Below are 16411 nucleotides of genomic sequence, written 5' to 3'. Positions count from 1 at the left end.
CTCTTTTTTTACATTCATTATGAAACCACTCTCCGGAGTGGTTTTTTTATTTGCCTATATTTGTAACTCAATTTCCGAAAATGAATATTAAAGATAATCTGCAGCATAAAATTACCGAAATCATCCAGAACGTATTCCAGATTTACGATCTGAAGCTCGAAGTTCAGGAAAATAAAACAGCCTTCGACGGCGACTTTACCATTGTTATTTTCCCACTTGTGAAACTGGTGAAAAAAGGTCCGGAACAGATTGGGATGGAGTTGGGCAGTGCCCTGACTACTGAGACTGATTTTGTTGAAAGTTTTAATGTTGTTAAAGGTTTCGTGAACGTGAAAATCAGCGATGCTCACTTTATGAATAATTTTTCATCCATCGCTGAATCTATAGATAAGGTGGAGCCCAAGGAGCAAACGGTCATGGTCGAATATTCTTCTCCAAATACAAATAAGCCGCTACACCTGGGTCACATCAGGAATAACCTTCTCGGATTTTCCGTGGCTCAAATCCTGAAAGCTGACGGGTATAACGTAATCAAGACCCAGATCATCAACGACCGCGGAATCCACATCTGTAAATCAATGCTTGCCTGGCAGAAGTTTGGAGAGCAAACTACGGCTGCAGGCAGCGGAATAAAGGGAGACAAGTTTGTGGGCAATTATTATGTAGCTTTCGACAAACAGCATAAAAAGGAGATCGCTGAACTGATGGCCGGCGGTGCAGATGAAGATACAGCTAAAAAGCAGGCGCCAATTATGCTGGAAGCTCAGCAAATGCTGCTGAACTGGGAAAAAGGTGATGAGAAAGTACGAAGCCTCTGGGCTGAAATGAATTCATGGGTATACGAAGGCTTCAATCAAACCTATCGCCGACTGGGTGTAGATTTTGATCAGGTACAGTATGAAAGTGATACCTATATCTTAGGAAAGGACCTTATTCAGGAAGGTCTGATTCAAGGAGTTCTCTACCGCAAGGAGGACGGTTCTGTATGGTGTGACCTTACGGAGGAAGGCCTGGATCATAAACTTTTGCTGCGTTCCGACGGTACTTCGGTGTATATGACCCAGGACCTGGGAACGGCAGTGGAGCGCTTCAAAAAGAATGATATTCAGAAACTCATCTATACCGTAGGTAACGAGCAGGACTACCATTTTGATGTCCTATTCAAAATATTGAAGAAACTGGGCTACGAATGGGCGGATAACCTATACCACCTGTCGTACGGTATGGTAGAACTTCCGGAAGGAAAGATGAAATCCCGCGAAGGAACTGTGGTTGATGCCGACGATCTTATGGAAGAGATGGTGGTGACCGCACGCGAAAAAGCTGAGGAACTGGGTAAAATGGAAACGCTGACGCAGGATGAAAAGGAACAATCCTATGAAGTAATTGGTCTGGGCGCACTTAAGTATTTTATGCTGAAGGTAGACCCAAAGAAGAAGATGCTCTTTAATCCGGCCGAAAGTATCGATTTCAACGGTAACACCGGACCCTTTATCCAGTATACCTACGCACGGATCCAGTCTTTACTTCAGAAAGCAGCTTACAGCCCTCAAAAAATTGAGGCAAGTTATAAGTTAAATGAATCCGAAAAGGAACTGATCACACAGTTAGCGAATTACCGCGAATCGGTATCTAAAGCAGCGACGGCATTGAGTCCGGCGCTGGTGGCTAATTATGTATATGACCTGGTGAAAGCGTATAATTCATTCTACCAGAATAATCCTATCCTGAAACAGCATGATGAGGAGGCAAAACAAGTCCGACTTGAACTTTCCGCTTTAACAGCTAAGACGATTAAGAAATCTCTGGAACTGCTGGGAATTGGTGTTGTGAACCGGATGTAATTCAAAATGAAACTAAAACAGAAATCAGTCTTTAAAGGCTGATTTTTTTGTTTTCCCATTATTTTAGTACATATGATGAAAAACAATAAAATACAAAAAACGCACTGAAAATCAGCGCGTTTATTGAAAATTGTAGACCCACAGGGATTCGAACCCCGACAGGCGGTACCAAAAACCGAAGTGCTACCGTTACACCATGGGTCTCAATTATTGTGGTGCAAATGTAGAATAATTTTTGTAATTTCCAAAATCTTTAGGCAATAAAATTTAGAAAAATTTAGATAAAATTCTTCCTTATGATGACGGTTGATTTTAACACCTTCAATATGAATAATTTAAACCCTGAGTCTGATTTTGAAAAAAAAGTCGTCAGTTTCATCAGGGATTGGCAGTCACCGTCAGAAACTGTTAAGGTGCAGACCTCCGGTTCTACAGGGGTGCCGAAAGTTCTTGAGGTAGAGAAAATCAGAATGCGCTGGTCTGCACAAATGACCTGCGGATTTCTTGGTCTGAAGCAAGGCGATTCCGCGCTTATTTGCCTTCCCGTGGAGTATATCTCGGGCAAAATGATGGTCGTACGCGCGCTGGAAGCAGAACTTAAACTGCATGTGGTGAATCCGTCGTCCAAACCCTTACAGGACTGGAATGAACCGGTAGACTTCTGTGCCATGTCGCCACTGCAGGTGGAAAATTCATTGGATAAACTTCACCTCATAAAAAATCTGATCATTGGTGGGGCACAGGTCTCGGAATTGCTCAGGAGAAAAATCAGCAGTAGTTTGCCGGACTCGGAATACACCCGCATATTTGAAACTTACGGCATGTCTGAAACGCTTTCCCATATCGCCTTAAAACAGATCTTTCCGAAGGCAGCTGAGTATTTTACCGTAATTGAAGGGGTGACGGTCTCTCAGAACTCCCGTGGATGCCTCATCATCAATGCTCCGCAACTTAATCCCACACTGCTTCAAACAAATGATGTGATAGAGTTGCTGGGCGAAAATCAGTTTAAGTTCATCGGGCGGGCCGATAGTATTATTAACTCCGGCGGATTAAAAATTCAGCCTGAACAGGTGGAAGGCATCATTAAAAAGTATGTGGATTCCGAGGCTGTAGTGACCGGCGTTTCCGATGATTTATTGGGTCAGAGACTGGTGTTGGCATTTGAAGGTAGGGAAACGGTGGAACTGCACTCGGGATTGGTAAAAGCATATGATGAAATCAGAGCAGCATTGTCTAAAAACCATGTGCCTCGGGAAATACGTTTTATAAGCAGTTTTCCCAGGTTGCCCAACGGTAAGACGGACCGCAGGAGTATAAAAAATTTAATGAACGATGCGGATGGAAAGGGATTTTAGCAAAGAACTGAACTACAGGACCGCCAGAAGTGGAGGTCCCGGCGGACAGAACGTAAATAAGGTGGAAACCGCGGTGACTGCCATCTGGAATGTGGGAGACAGTCAATTCTTCAGTCTAGAGGAGAAAGAAATGATTGGTACCAAACTTAAGAACAGGATCAGCCAGGAGGGCCTTCTGCAGATTACGGTTTCCGAAAGCCGTACCCAGCTTCAGAATAAGAAAATAGCTACGGAAAGGGTGATTGAAATGGTTAACAGGTGTTTGGTCAAAGCAAAACCGCGAAAAGCTACCAAGCCTTCAAAACGGCAGGTGGAGAAAAGGATAAAAGCCAAGAAGCAGATTTCGGAAAAGAAGGAAAACAGGCGCTTCAGGATTTGATATTCATACTAACGATTTGTTTTATAGCTTTTTAATCCGTATGTTTGTAATTAAACAAAGCAATTATGGTCACTTCCATTTTAAAATATGACAGTGTTCGTTCGCAAAGACTTTTGTCTTCATTGCTTTATCTTCACACGGATTCTTTTCTGAAAAGTTCCAAAGAGTTCATCTACTAGACCCGTCGGGTCCTGGCGGGAACTTTCCGTTTATTAATTTTCATTTTTCGATGTGTTACTGCAGACATGGTGCCTCGCGGTATGCAGTGTCTCAGGGCCGTTTGTAACACAGTCATCCCTCAAAAAAAAATAATTAAGATGTCTGAGAATATCATTTTAACAACCGGAGTTTACGACGTAATTAAAGATCATTTAAGGAGAAAGAAAGTAACCATTGAAGAAGAAAACCGGCTTTTGGCAGAGCTGAAAGGGGCGCAGCAGGTACGCAGAAGGGAGCTGCCGCCTGAGGTGGTTACCGTGAACAGAAAAGTAACGATTAAAGACCATACGCTGGACAGGGAAGAGGAGTTGATTTTTGTGGGAGTAGCAGAAGCCAAACCAAAAAAGAAAAAGTTTTCAATCCTTTCCGATATGGCACTTGCTACCGTAGGTTACAAAGTAGGCGATGTCATAGAATGGCCTTTCCGCGATGGCGAAAGGAAAATTGAGATCCTTAAGGTGGAAAACTGGCAAAATTAAACTGAGCACCTGTCAAAAATAAAGGCCGTTTCACAAATGGTGAAACGGCCTTTTTCCTTTTAAATATATTCTTAAGAATTCTCCAGGATATAAGAGAACATAAGTGGTGCGCAGATGGTAGCGTCACTTTCAACAATAAATTTAGGCGTTGTGATGTCCAGTTTGCCCCACGTGATTTTTTCATTTGGAACCGCTCCGGAGTATGATCCGTAAGAAGTAGTAGAATCTGAAATCTGGCAGAAATAAGACCAGAACGGAATGTCGGTCATTTCCATGTCCTGGTAAAGCATAGGCACCACGCAGATTGGGAAATCACCGGCGATGCCACCTCCAATCTGGAAGAAACCAACTCCTTTGCCACCGGAATTTTTTGGGTACCAATCTGCCAGGAACATCATGTATTCAATACCGGACTTCATGGTAGAAGCCTGCAGTTCGCCTTTAATACAGTAGCTGCTGAAAATATTTCCCATTGTGGAATCTTCCCAGCCCGGAACCACGATCGGCAGGTTCTTTTCCGCGGCCGCAAGCATCCATGAATTCTCCTTCGGGATTTCGTAATACTGCTCCAGAACTCCTGATAGAATCATCTTATACATGTACTCATGCGGGAAATACCTTTCGCCTTTGGCTTCAGCATCTTTCCAGATCTCTACAATATGTTTCTGTAACCGGCGGAATGCCTCTTCTTCAGGGATACAGGTATCAGTAACACGGTTCAGCCCGCGCTCCAGCAATGCCCATTCATCCTGTGCTGTAAGGTCACGGTAGTGCGGCACTCTTTCGTAGTGAGAGTGAGCCACTAAATTCATAAGGTCTTCTTCAAGGTTGGCACCGGTACAGGAAATAATATCCACTTTATCCTGACGGATCATTTCAGCCAGAATTTTCCCGATTTCTGCCGTAGACATGGCTCCGGCCAGGGTAATCATCATTTTTCCACCATCTTTCAAATGGGCCACATAGCCTTTGGAAGCGTCAACGAGTGCAGCTGAGTTAAAATGGAGATAATATTTTTCTATAAATTCGGTAATCGGTTTGTTCATGCTTTTTTACTTTTAGCAAAGATAAGGATTTAATAAATCTTAATTTTGATGTATGGATGAGATTTTCCGTCAACAGGTTTTTGAGGTGATCCGGCTTATTCCGGGCGGGCGGGTCACAAGTTACGGTGCCATTGCAAAAGCCGTGGGATACCCCAATCATGCGAGGCATGTAGGCAATGCACTTCGGCATTATGATGATGATTTTCCGGCACACCGGGTTTGCAACTCCTCAGGTCACATTACTGCCAGTTGTCTGGAAGATTTCACTAAAAAACTGTCTGCAGAAGGGATAAAAGTGGAGGGGAATAGGATTCAGCATTTCAGAAATGTTTTCTGGGATCCGCTGGAGGAATTATAGGACAGGGCAGGGCTTTATAAAGTTTCGGCGGCGGCGAAGCCGCCGCCGAAACGGTATCCTGATAAATCTTTCAGTTTATTTCGCCAGTTCCTTATAGCTTCTCTGGATAAACTCAGTGAGTTCTTTTCCTTTCAAAAGGTTCTGCGAAAGTTTAGCCAGATCCAAAGCGTGTTTGATATGCGCGTTTTTCTCTTCGCCATTCTCTTCGCTAAGCAGTTTACCCGCAACTTCACTGTTGGTATTCACCACCAGGTTATACATTTCCGGGAAGCCGCCCATACCGAACATACCGCCGCCGCCTGTAGCCTGCATATCTTTCATACGGCGCATAAATTCCGGCTGAGTGATGATGAAAGGCGCGTCTGTGCTTTCCATGTCCTCCAGCTGTACAGTGAATTTGGAATCTGAAATACCTGCTTCAACCGTTTTCTTAAGTGTTTCCTTCTCCGTTTCGTTCAATTTGGAAATAACCGGTTCGTCTTTCCTGATCAGATTGTTGATGTGATCTGCGTCCACACGTGCGAAACGGATTTTTTCTTTGGACGTTTCCAATTTCTGGATCAAATGCGGTACGATAGGAGAGTCCAGTAACAGTACCTCATAACCTTTATCCTGTGCGGCCTGTACATAGCTGTGCTGGTCATGCTCGTTGCTTGCATAAAGGATGATCAGATTACCGTCCTTATCGGTCTGGTTGGCCTTGATTTTTTCCTCCAATTCATTCCAAAGGAAATATTTGCCCTCCACATTCGGGTACAGCGCAAATTTGTCTGACTTGTCGTAGAATTTGTCCTCGGAAATCATTCCGTACTCAATGACCACTTTAATGTCATTCCATTTGCTCTCGTAATCTGCGCGGTTTTCGTTGATGAGTGAAGCCATCTTGTCTCCAACTTTCTTCGTGATATAGGAAGAAATTTTCTTCACAGCTCCATCAGCCTGAAGGTAGGAACGGGAAACATTCAGCGGAATGTCCGGAGAGTCAATCACCCCTCTAAGCAGCATCAGGAAGTCGGGAACGATACCTTTTACTTCATCGGTAACAAAAACCTGGTTCTGATAAAGCTGAATCTTATCTTTCTCGATGTTGAGGTTGTTCGCCAGTTTCGGGAAAAACAGGATACCGGTAAGGTTGAATGGATAATCAACATTCAGGTGAATATGGAAAAGTGGGTCTTCAAACTGCATGGGGTACAGTTCGCGGTAAAAGTTCTTATAATCTTCATCCTTCAGTTCAGTGGGCGCTTTGGTCCAGGCTGGCGTAGGGTTGTTGATGATATTGTCAACCTCCTGCGTTTCAGGTTTTGCATCCTCAGCTGCATCTTCAGGCAGGGGCAGGGTTTCTGTTCTGGTGCCGAACTTAATTGGAACCGGCATGAACTTGTTGTATTTCAGCAAAAGTTCACGGATTCGGGATTCCTCCAGGAATTCTGTGGAATCTTCGGCTATATGAAGGATGATTTCAGTACCGCGGTCTGTTTTTTCATCCGTTTCTTCCAGTGTAAATTCAGGACTTCCGTCGCAGGTCCATTTCACGGCCGCTTCACCTTCTTTATAGGATTTTGTCAGGATCTCCACTTTCTCGGCTACCATAAAGGCAGAATAAAAACCTAAACCGAAGTGACCGATAATTCCGGCATCTTTGGCAGAATCTTTATATTTTTCCAGGAACTCCTCAGCACCCGAGAAGGCCACCTGGTTGATGTATTTTTCAACTTCTTCAGCAGTCATTCCCAGACCCTGGTCTATAATGTGAAGTTTCCTGTTTTCTTTGTCAATCTTAACTTCAATGGTCGGATTGCCATATTCAGTTTTGGCATCACCGATATTGATGAGGTGCTTTAGCTTCAGCGTCGCATCTGTGGCATTGGAAATGAGCTCCCTCAGGAATATTTCGTGGTCACTGTAGAGAAACTTCTTAATAAGCGGAAAAATATTATCCACCGATACATTGATATTTCCTTTAGTCATAATTATTTAATTTTTATTGATCTGATTTTTTCAAAATGAATACCAAGCGGCGGTTAGTGACATTTTGGCACCCAACTGTTACTGCAAAAAAAAGCAGCCCCGGGGCTGCTCCAATATTCTTAACTTAATTATTTGTTTTTGATCTCTTCCTTGATCTTAGCTTCCAGTTCCTCGGCAAGTTCCGGATTGTCCTTCAGCATGTCCCGGACCGCATCACGGCCCTGGCCAAGTTTCGTCTCCTCATAGCTGAACCAGGATCCGCTTTTCTTCACGATTCCCGTTTCAACTGCCATATCCAGGATTTCTCCCACTTTGGAAACACCTTCGCCGTACATAATGTCAAATTCTGCCATCTTGAACGGAGGTGCTACTTTGTTTTTCACAATCTTAACCTTCACACGGCTACCTACAGCTTCATCACCGGTCTTGATGGGTGCGCTGGCCTTTCTGATGTCAATCCTTACGGATGCATAGAACTTAAGCGCATTACCACCTGTTGTTGTTTCAGGATTTCCGAACATCACGCCGATTTTCTCCCTTAACTGGTTAATGAAGATAACGGTACATTTTGTACGGGAAATGGTAGCTGTAAGTTTACGCAAAGCCTGAGACATCAATCGTGCGTGCAGCCCCATCTTGGAGTCACCCATTTCACCTTCTATCTCAGCTTTAGGTGTAAGAGCTGCCACGGAGTCAATGACTACGATGTCAATAGCTCCTGAGCGGATCAGGTTATCAGCGATTTCAAGTGCCTGCTCACCGTTATCCGGCTGCGAAATTATCAGGTCGTCCAGGTTGATACCCAGTTTGGAAGCATAATGTCTGTCGAAGGCGTGCTCGGCGTCAATGAATGCCGCAATTCCACCCGTTTTCTGTGCTTCAGCAATGGCATGAAGCGTAAGGGTGGTCTTACCTGAGGATTCCGGACCGTAGATCTCGATGACCCGGCCACGCGGATAACCGCCTACACCTAAAGCCAGATCCAAGCCCAGCGAACCGGAAGGGATAACCTCAATGGAATCATCAACAGACGCATCACCCAGGGTCATCACCGTACCTTTTCCGTATGTTTTATCTAATTTATCCAGCACTAATGAAAGTGCTTTTTTCTTATCTTCGTTACTGCTCATCTGTAATATTTGTTTGTTCAAAAATACGGAATTTTCCGCTCTTTTTCTTATAATGTTTTGCCAAAAATAGGTCTAATAATGGAAATCTTTAGGCGTATGCGTCAGGTAATCGTCCAGGACTTTCATCTGCTGTTTGTGACCGATATCCACAAGTTTGCGGTAACTTTCCGGTTTTTGTAGCGGGAAAATTTTCTGGGTAACGGCATTGGCACTTTTTATAAGTGAGGGGAAAACAGCCGGCAGGGGAACTTTAGGAATCTGAAGTCTTTCGTTTATGTTTTCGTCCAGTAAATACCAGTTACAGCATATGTGCAGATAGCGCAGATTCTTACGCTGGAAATGATATCTCAGGATAGTAGATTCCAGGTTCTCATCCAGAAGCGCCTTTGCCAGATAGGCCGAATCTTTGTCGCCGGCGCCCTGCGTAGCAGTCCAAAGGTAAAACTGCTCCACAGCTTCTTTTTTATTATCAGGCATATATTTTTCGGGGATTCCCAGCAGGTAGCCGATATATTTCCAAAGGTGAAAAACACCTTTTTGCTCCTCATCACTAATAATAATACCCAATTTTCGTAAACCCTGCATGAATACAAGACTGAAACCGGTGTAGGTGGCCACCATATCCCACATGTTAATGGGTGTGCCCCAGTTTTCGTAATCCCAGTCCTCACTTTTCTGGCGAATCTTCAGCCGGGCGTAGGAATGCAGCAGCCTCGTGCGCACGATGAGTCTGTAAGCCTCCGAATTGATTTGCATGGCATCTTCGCGGGTTACATTTACCCAAAATTCCAGCGTATCCTTTAGCCTCTTCACGGCTCCGCGTTTCAGGGCGCCGGTAAAGACAAGAGGTTTGTTCAGGAAAGCGAAGTCGTAGCCACCCATCAGCGTAAAATCGCGCAGGATGATCAGGCCGTTGGTTCCTGTTCTCATGCAGAAGCGCGCACCGGCATTCGCCAAGTCGGCGTTAAACCATTCCGGCACTTGCTGCATCTGGAGAAAGAGCTTTTTTAAATTTTCAGGCGCTTCATCATCCTTTGAAACCGGCGATGCTGAATATTTCTCCACGATCGCCGAGGCTTCATGATAGGGGAGTTTCAGGTAGGTTTCCTGAACCGCCGCATCGCCCAATGCATCCACTTCATGGTACAGGTGGGAATACCTGTCAAATTGTGCAATATCGGGTTTTGCCCCGGACCAGTCCAGCAGATCCCGGCCGTTTCCGGTGGTCCAGAATGACTGAAAATGTGGACTTTGATAGAATTGTGGCTTAGCCTTCATTTTTTTAAAGGTAACTTTTGAAATTTGGGATGCTTAGCAGCAGAAATGATGCCGCGCTCCATTTAACCGGGCTTATATGGAAGCACCGCTGGACCCCGCAATAGCGATGGTAGCGGAAAGCCCGGAGTTTTTTTGGCGCGAGCGAAGCGAGCGCCAAAAAACGAGGACTTGCAGCGGACGCAGCGACCCGGCGCGGCTGCCTGAGCGCGGCGAGGGGATTGCCCAAAAAAAAACCTCCGAAAATTCCGGAGGCTTGTATGATCAGTGGCTCTGACTAAAGCGTTGCAGAGTGTGCAAGCATATCTACCAGTTTGTTGGAATAACCCATTTCGTTGTCATACCAGGAAACTACTTTCACGAAGTTTGGAGAAAGCATGATACCGGCATCCTTGTCGAATACTGAGGTTCTCTTTTCGCCTACGAAATCCTGAGATACAACTGCATCTTCTGTATAACCTAAGATTCCTTTAAGTTCACCTTCAGAAGCTTTTTTCATTGCTGCACAGATCTCTTCGTAAGAAGTAGCTTTTTCCAGTCTCACTGTAAGGTCCACTACGGAAACGTCAGCCGTTGGTACGCGGAAAGACATACCTGTAAGCTTACCGTTCAGTTCAGGAATTACTTTTCCTACGGCTTTTGCAGCACCTGTAGAAGAAGGAATGATATTGTTAAGTGCAGAACGCCCGCCTCTCCAGTCTTTTACAGAAGGTCCGTCTACGGTTTTCTGTGTAGCAGTGGTAGCGTGAACAGTTGTCATAAGACCTTCAACAATACCGAAATTGTCATGCATTACTTTTGCAAGCGGAGCCAGACAGTTGGTTGTACAGGAAGCATTGGAGAAGATTTTAATATCGTCTGTAAGGTCCATGTGGTTTACACCCATAACGAACATTGGCGTGTCGTCTTTAGAAGGTGCCGAAAGGATTACTTTCTTTGCGCCCGCATTGATGTGAGCCTGTGCAGAATCTTTGCTAAGGAATAATCCTGTAGATTCAACGATATATTCAGCACCGATTTCATTCCATTTCAGGTTGTTAGGGTCTTTTTCGGCAGTTACGCGGATTTTCTTTCCGTTTACGATAAGGTCGTTTCCTTCTGTGGAAACTTCGCCTTTAAACTCGCCGTGTACAGAATCATACTTCAGCATATACGCCATATACTCAGCATCGATTAGGTCATTGATCCCTACAACTTCGATGTTGTCTCTTTCGGTCATTGCTCTGAAGACCAGGCGGCCAATTCTACCGAATCCGTTGATTCCTACTTTGATTGTTGACATAATTTATTAGATTTATAATTAATGATTTTCCATTGTTTACCAATAAGCACCTGACTTTTAAAGCGCGAGGATCTCGGAGATCTTCAGCAGGTCTTTGTTGATGGTATTGTGTTTTTTAATAGCTTCTTCTATAGGGGTGAAGACCAGTTTATTGCTCCGCATACCTGCCATCACATTATTACGCCCTTCCATAAGTCCGGTTACAGCACCGTAACCTAAGCGGCTGGCCAAAACACGGTCGGCACAGCTGGGCGAGCCTCCGCGCTGTATATGTCCCAGCACAGCGATCCTGATATCGTAATTTGGATATTTCTTTTTGGTCTGTTCAGAAAGGTCGTACACATTTCCGAGTTTTTCACCCTCGGCCACTACAACGATACTCGAATTCTTACCGCGTTTCGCAGCTTTGTCAAAAGTGTCGAAGAGTTCCTCCATACTGTCTTTCTGCTCGGGTATAAGGATGTCTACCGCACCCGTGGCGATTCCGGAATTCAGGGCGATAAAACCGGCATCCCTGCCCATCACCTCTACAAAGAATATCCTGTTGTGGGAAGTGGCCGTGTCGCGGATCTTATCGATAGCGTCCATGGCCGTATTCAGTGCAGTGTCGTAACCTATTGTTGTATCTGTACCGAAAATATCATTGTCTATGGTGCCCGGAACACCAATAGTCTGTATCCCATATTCTTCGTTGAAAATCTTGGCGCCCGTAAAAGTACCGTCGCCACCAATGCAAACCAGGGCGTCAATTCCATTCTCTTTACACTGCTCGAAGGCTTTCTTTCGGCCTTCCTCAGTCCTGAATTCTTCCGACCTGGCAGATTTAAGGATGGTACCGCCCAGATTGATGATATTGCTCACCGATCGCGGCCCCATCTTGGTAATGTTTCCGGCTATGAGACCATTGAAACCTTCGCGGATGCCGTAGCACTCCAGTCCGAAGTAGTTGGAAGTCCGTACGACTGCACGAATGGCGGCATTCATTCCCGGCGCGTCGCCGCCCGATGTTAAAACCGCTAGTTTCTTAATGTGATGCTCTGCCATATCCGGAGTCGTTACGTGGCGCAAATTTACGAAAATTATGGCAAAGAAAGAGCCGTGCCTGCGGATATCATAATATTCAGATTCTCAAAGCTAACCACCTGACTTCTTAGTGACTGTTTGAGCCTACTTTTAGCTCAAAATGCAACGTGTTTTAAGCAATAAACAAAGGGCAAAAAAAGACAGCTTCCCTTCGAAAGCTGTCCGATATTTAAATGTCTGAAGGTTATTTTGCCAGAACTTCTTTTACTTTATTGGCTGCTTCTTCCAGTGTGATTGCAGAATGTACAGGTAAACCGGAATTGTCAATAAGTTGTTTTGCTTCTACAGCATTGGTTCCCTGTAATCTTACGATCAAAGGAACAGGAAGGCTTCCCATTGCTTTATAGGCATCTACAACTCCCTGTGCAACACGGTCGCAACGTACGATACCACCGAAGATGTTGATAAGGATGGCTTTTACATTTGGATCTTTAAGGATGATTCCAAATGCTTTCTGAACTCTTTCCGCATCAGCTGTACCACCCACGTCCAGGAAGTTAGCCGGATTACCGCCGGAAAGCTTGATGATGTCCATAGTTGCCATTGCCAGACCGGCACCGTTTACCATACAGGCAACATCACCGTCCAGTTTAACGAAGTTCAGTCCGGCATCGCCAGCCTCAACATCAGTTGGATCCTCCTCACGTGTATCTCTAAGTGCTTCCAGGTCTTTGTGACGGAAAAGTCCGTTACCGTCCAGGGTTACTTTGGCATCTACCGCGATAATTTTATCGTCAGAAGTCTTAAGAACAGGGTTGATTTCGAAAAGAGAAGCATCAATACCTACATAAGCATTGTAAAGATTCGTGATGAACTTCGTGAATTCTTTAAACGCGTTACCGCTAAGTCCCAGGTTGAAAGCAATCTTACGAGCCTGGAAACCCTGAAGACCCAATGCAGGATCAATCACTTCTTTATGGATAAGGTGTGGGGTAACTTCGGCTACATGCTCAATGTCCATCCCACCTTCAGTAGAATATACCACTGTATTTTTGCCTAATGCCCTGTCCAAAAGGATAGAAACATAAAATTCTTTGGTTTCAGAAGCTCCGGGATAATATACATCTTCAGCAACAAGTACAAAGTTCACCTTCTTACCTTCAGCAGAAGTTTGTGGGGTTATCAGCTGCATACCGATGATGTTCTCTGCATTTTCCTTCAGTTTTTCAACGTTTGGAGAGAATTTTACACCGCCGCCTTTACCACGGCCACCTGCGTGAACCTGCGCTTTTACCACCCAACCTTCGGCACCTCCGGTCATTTCTTTTAATTTGTTGGCTGCATCTACTGCCTCCTCTACATTATTGGCGATAAAACCGCGCTGAATATTAACGCCGTATTTTGCTAAAATCTCTTTGGACTGATACTCGTGAAGATTCATAGTATTGAATTAAATTTATTATTTTTTTAAGGATTTACAAATTTATGAAAAAAGCACTAAGTAGAAAGCCCTAAACCATTAAGTTTTTTAAAGCGCATAAGTTTAAGCGATGATTTGATGTTGCATCCTGCGGATTTTCTTCTTAAACGAAAAATTATGGGCGCCAATTCCGGCTTTCACTACTCGCTTTTTTGTGCCTGCCTTGGGGCCGAAGCTAACAAAAAGAGCTCAAACAGGCCGTTCAATCCGGGGCGCGGGACGGGCCTATTCATTTCGGTTCTTCCTCAGTACAACCTCCCCACATCCTTACAAACGTCCAGGTACTCATCCGGGATTTTGGAGCGGAAGCCCTGCTCATAATACTCATCGCTATGCGGAATGTAAATGCTGTACCTTTTGCCCAAGGGTATCAGCGGAATAAAGAACAGCTCTACATACAGTTTGTAAACGGTTATAATGGCCTTCACATCAAAGCCACCCTTGCGGATGGTGCGGGTTTCCTTACCTACCGGTTTCCTGTTCAGTCCGAAGATGAAAAACATTTTTTTAGAAATTAGAGGTTAGACATGAGATATCAGACATGAGACATCAGATCTCAGACATTTTATCATTTTCCCACTAAATCAAAAATCAAAAATCTAGAATCAAAAATCTCACGTCTGATATCTGATATCTGCCATCTGCCATCTTAAACCCGGTTTTTCAGAAAATAAAAGATTAGCATGGCCCAGGAAATTATCATCATGAGTCCTCCAATTGGGGTAATGGGTCCCAGGAATTTGAAATTCATATTCCAGGCCTCACTCATACTGAGTAAATAAATGCTGAATGAGAAAATAAAAGTTCCCGCAATCATCAGGATGGAAATCCATTTTTCAGAAGGACTTTCAAATTTCAGGATATACCCCACGATGAGCAGGAATAGGGCAGAGTACATCTGATACCTTACGCCGGTCTCAAAACTTACCAGCTTCTCTGCAGAAATGATCTTCTTCAGTGCGTGTGCGCCAAATGCACCTAAAATTACAGACAAAAGTCCGTAAACTGCACCAACAACCAATGTAAATGTCTTCATATTATATTTCTCCTTTTTGATACATGATAATTAATTTCCCCGCCAGTGTAATGGCACCAATTGCGATCAGCAGCCAGGAAAACTTCTTTGTTGAGGCAAATCCGGGATCGTCCGTAGTCTTCAGGAAAATGCCGAATGCCAGCAGAAGCGCAGCCAAAGTGATTCCGAACATTATTTTGCCCTTAAGCTGTTAAATTGAGTGATCACCTCGTGATGTGTCACCGTTTTGTCCTTGAAATAAGTGACAAAATGATTCTTCTCCTCTTCTGTAGCGCCTAACTGATTCAGGATATTCAGTAAGTGCATTTTCATATGGCCTTTCTGGATACCGGTGGTAACAAGTGAACGGATGGCTGCAAAATTCTGCGCCAGTCCCGAAACTGCCAGGATGCTCATCAGTTCCTGTGCTGACGGTTTGCCCAGCAGCGCCAGGGAAAATTTCACCAAAGGATGCAGATTGGTGAGGCCACCTACAACTCCCACCGAGATAGGCAGGTCTATCCAGAATCTGAAAATTCCGTTATCAATGGTACAGTGTGTTAAACTTGAATATTTACCGTCTTTTGCGGCGTAGGCATGTGCGCAGGCTTCTGTAGCACGGAAATCGTTGCCGGTGGCAATCACCACCGCGTCTACACCGTTCATAATTCCTTTGTTATGCGTGGTCGCACGGAAAGGCTCGATCTCAGCAATGGTGACGGCACGTTTGAATTTGGTGGCGAACTCTTCATTCGATATACCGCTGTCATCTTTCAGGTCTTCAATCTTGCAGGAAACCTCAGCCCTTACAATACAGTCGGGCGTAAAATTGGACAGGATGTTCATCACAATCTGCAGCGATTCTTTTTCCTCCCGGGTAAAGGTTTCATCTTTTGCTACCTCTTCCGTTAAAGTTTTGCCAAACTGCTCCAGGCAGGAATTGATGAAATTGGCGCCCATGGAATCCACGGTATCAAAACTGGCTTTAAGCTGGAAGTAATTCTCCAGATCCGCGGTTTTGTCAATAAGACGGATGTTCAGTATGCCGCCACCACGGTTACGCATGTTCTTCGTAATCTCTTCAGTAGCCTCAAAAAGCCTTTTCTTGAGTTTGAAGTTGAAGAAGTGCTGCAGTTTATGCGGCTCAACATTAATAATGAAATGGGTATGCCCCAGTTTCTTGGTGTTGATGATGGTCGTCTTAAAACCTCCTTTATCAATCCAGAATTTTGCGGCTTTGGAGGCAGCGGCTACTACCGAACTCTCTTCTACGGCCATGGGAAGTGCCAGCAGTTTGCCGTCTATAAGGAAATTGGGAGCAATGCCGTAGGGCATATAAAAATTAGAGATGGTATTCTCCGAGAACTCTTCATGAAGTTTCTGTAAAACAGCGTCACCGTTCCAGTACTGCTGCAGAATTTGCTCGTAACTGCGGTCACCGCTTAGGTATTCTTTAATTAGCCAGTCTATTTTGCGCTGCTTCGAAAGTTTGGAAAAACCCTCCACCGGTTGCTGATTCATGTAAGATGATTTGAATTCCAAAGATATGGAT

Annotated in this window: 16 protein-coding genes and 1 tRNA gene; 5 read left to right on the top strand and 12 right to left on the bottom strand. The window is 44.5% G+C overall.

The window, feature by feature from the left end; translation table 11 throughout:
* The first annotated feature begins 80 nt into the window (after positions 1-80).
* Positions 81-1844, top strand: coding sequence for an arginine--tRNA ligase (gene argS / locus F7R58_RS10480; protein WP_158064870.1), 1764 nt, complete (start codon positions 81-83; stop codon positions 1842-1844).
* Between the two features lie 133 nt (positions 1845-1977).
* On the opposite strand, the gene F7R58_RS10475 is transcribed toward argS, so the two are convergent.
* A tRNA-Gln gene (locus tag F7R58_RS10475) sits at positions 1978-2048 on the bottom strand.
* A gap of 95 nt (positions 2049-2143) precedes the next feature.
* Between F7R58_RS10475 and F7R58_RS10470 the strand changes: the two genes are divergently transcribed.
* The 3 genes from F7R58_RS10470 (at position 2144) to F7R58_RS10460 (ending at position 4279) form a co-directional block, all read left to right on the top strand.
* A complete protein-coding gene (locus F7R58_RS10470; RefSeq protein WP_158065469.1) occupies positions 2144-3202 on the top strand; it encodes an AMP-binding protein in 1059 nt (352 codons plus the stop codon).
* Positions 3186-3581, top strand: a complete 396-nt coding sequence (gene arfB, locus F7R58_RS10465) for an alternative ribosome rescue aminoacyl-tRNA hydrolase ArfB (RefSeq protein ID WP_158064869.1) — start codon at positions 3186-3188, stop codon at positions 3579-3581. Before F7R58_RS10470 ends, arfB begins: the two co-directional genes overlap by 17 nt.
* A 317-nt stretch (positions 3582-3898) precedes the next feature.
* On the top strand, positions 3899-4279 hold the full coding sequence (locus F7R58_RS10460) for a GreA/GreB family elongation factor (RefSeq protein WP_158064868.1): 381 nt from the start codon (positions 3899-3901) through the stop codon (positions 4277-4279).
* A gap of 71 nt (positions 4280-4350) precedes the next feature.
* On the opposite strand, the gene F7R58_RS10455 is transcribed toward F7R58_RS10460, so the two are convergent.
* Complete coding sequence (locus F7R58_RS10455; protein ID WP_158064867.1) at positions 4351-5325, bottom strand: deoxyhypusine synthase family protein; 975 nt, start codon at positions 5323-5325, stop codon at positions 4351-4353.
* A 52-nt stretch (positions 5326-5377) separates the two neighbouring features.
* On the opposite strand from F7R58_RS10455, the gene F7R58_RS10450 reads away from it, so the two are divergent.
* A complete protein-coding gene (locus F7R58_RS10450) occupies positions 5378-5683 on the top strand; it encodes an MGMT family protein (protein ID WP_158064866.1) in 306 nt (101 codons plus the stop codon).
* A gap of 75 nt (positions 5684-5758) precedes the next feature.
* Here the strand turns inward: F7R58_RS10450 and htpG are convergent, their stop codons facing one another.
* From htpG to F7R58_RS10405, 10 genes are all read right to left on the bottom strand, one after another.
* Positions 5759-7654 carry a molecular chaperone HtpG gene (gene htpG, locus F7R58_RS10445; RefSeq protein WP_158064865.1) on the bottom strand — a complete coding sequence of 632 codons (1896 nt, stop codon included), beginning with the start codon at positions 7652-7654 and terminating at the stop codon, positions 5759-5761.
* 128 nt (positions 7655-7782) lie between these two features.
* Positions 7783-8784, bottom strand: a complete 1002-nt coding sequence (gene recA, locus F7R58_RS10440; RefSeq protein WP_158064864.1) for a recombinase RecA — start codon at positions 8782-8784, stop codon at positions 7783-7785.
* A gap of 72 nt (positions 8785-8856) precedes the next feature.
* Positions 8857-10062, bottom strand: a complete 1206-nt coding sequence (locus F7R58_RS10435) for an oxygenase MpaB family protein (protein WP_158064863.1) — start codon at positions 10060-10062, stop codon at positions 8857-8859.
* Between the two features lie 274 nt (positions 10063-10336).
* Positions 10337-11341 (bottom strand): type I glyceraldehyde-3-phosphate dehydrogenase, encoded by a 1005-nt coding sequence (gap, locus tag F7R58_RS10430; protein WP_158064862.1) that lies wholly within the window; start codon positions 11339-11341, stop codon positions 10337-10339.
* Positions 11342-11398: 57 nt separating this feature from the next.
* On the bottom strand, positions 11399-12385 hold the full coding sequence (gene pfkA / locus F7R58_RS10425) for a 6-phosphofructokinase (RefSeq protein WP_158064861.1): 987 nt from the start codon (positions 12383-12385) through the stop codon (positions 11399-11401).
* Positions 12386-12608: 223 nt separating this feature from the next.
* On the bottom strand, positions 12609-13805 hold the full coding sequence (gene sucC / locus F7R58_RS10420) for an ADP-forming succinate--CoA ligase subunit beta (protein WP_158064860.1): 1197 nt from the start codon (positions 13803-13805) through the stop codon (positions 12609-12611).
* Between the two features lie 284 nt (positions 13806-14089).
* Positions 14090-14347, bottom strand: coding sequence for a hypothetical protein (locus tag F7R58_RS10415; protein ID WP_158064859.1), 258 nt, complete (start codon positions 14345-14347; stop codon positions 14090-14092).
* Between the two features lie 146 nt (positions 14348-14493).
* Positions 14494-14880, bottom strand: a complete 387-nt coding sequence (locus F7R58_RS10410) for a DUF423 domain-containing protein (RefSeq protein WP_158064858.1) — start codon at positions 14878-14880, stop codon at positions 14494-14496.
* Between the two features lies 1 nt (position 14881).
* Positions 14882-15052 carry a hypothetical protein gene (locus F7R58_RS12970; RefSeq protein ID WP_187695231.1) on the bottom strand — a complete coding sequence of 57 codons (171 nt, stop codon included), beginning with the start codon at positions 15050-15052 and terminating at the stop codon, positions 14882-14884.
* Positions 15052-16401: a hydroxymethylglutaryl-CoA reductase, degradative gene (locus F7R58_RS10405; RefSeq protein WP_262714087.1), complete on the bottom strand. Its 1350-nt coding sequence runs from the start codon at positions 16399-16401 to the stop codon at positions 15052-15054. Before F7R58_RS10405 ends, F7R58_RS12970 begins: the two co-directional genes overlap by 1 nt.
* Positions 16402-16411: the final 10 nt, after the last annotated feature.

This window comes from Chryseobacterium sp. (assembly GCF_008831505.1).
Taxonomy (GTDB): domain Bacteria; phylum Bacteroidota; class Bacteroidia; order Flavobacteriales; family Weeksellaceae; genus Marnyiella.
The sequence above is the reverse complement of the archived record's forward strand: the minus strand, read 5'-3'. Positions and strand labels throughout refer to the sequence as shown.

Bases quoted from the DNA above. Each gene is read 5' to 3' on its own strand.
- argS (WP_158064870.1), top strand. From the start codon at position 81: ATGAATATTAAAGATAATCTGCAGCATAAAATTACCGAAATCATCCAG.
- F7R58_RS10470 (WP_158065469.1), top strand. From the start codon at position 2,144: ATGACGGTTGATTTTAACACCTTCAATATGAATAATTTAAACCCTGAG.
- arfB (WP_158064869.1), top strand. From the start codon at position 3,186: ATGGAAAGGGATTTTAGCAAAGAACTGAACTACAGGACCGCCAGAAGT.
- F7R58_RS10460 (WP_158064868.1), top strand. From the start codon at position 3,899: ATGTCTGAGAATATCATTTTAACAACCGGAGTTTACGACGTAATTAAA.
- F7R58_RS10455 (WP_158064867.1), bottom strand. From the start codon at position 5,325: ATGAACAAACCGATTACCGAATTTATAGAAAAATATTATCTCCATTTT.
- F7R58_RS10450 (WP_158064866.1), top strand. From the start codon at position 5,378: ATGGATGAGATTTTCCGTCAACAGGTTTTTGAGGTGATCCGGCTTATT.
- htpG (WP_158064865.1), bottom strand. From the start codon at position 7,654: ATGACTAAAGGAAATATCAATGTATCGGTGGATAATATTTTTCCGCTT.
- recA (WP_158064864.1), bottom strand. From the start codon at position 8,784: ATGAGCAGTAACGAAGATAAGAAAAAAGCACTTTCATTAGTGCTGGAT.
- F7R58_RS10435 (WP_158064863.1), bottom strand. From the start codon at position 10,062: ATGAAGGCTAAGCCACAATTCTATCAAAGTCCACATTTTCAGTCATTC.
- gap (WP_158064862.1), bottom strand. From the start codon at position 11,341: ATGTCAACAATCAAAGTAGGAATCAACGGATTCGGTAGAATTGGCCGC.
- pfkA (WP_158064861.1), bottom strand. From the start codon at position 12,385: ATGGCAGAGCATCACATTAAGAAACTAGCGGTTTTAACATCGGGCGGC.
- sucC (WP_158064860.1), bottom strand. From the start codon at position 13,805: ATGAATCTTCACGAGTATCAGTCCAAAGAGATTTTAGCAAAATACGGC.
- F7R58_RS10415 (WP_158064859.1), bottom strand. From the start codon at position 14,347: ATGTTTTTCATCTTCGGACTGAACAGGAAACCGGTAGGTAAGGAAACC.
- F7R58_RS10410 (WP_158064858.1), bottom strand. From the start codon at position 14,880: ATGAAGACATTTACATTGGTTGTTGGTGCAGTTTACGGACTTTTGTCT.
- F7R58_RS12970 (WP_187695231.1), bottom strand. From the start codon at position 15,052: ATGTTCGGAATCACTTTGGCTGCGCTTCTGCTGGCATTCGGCATTTTC.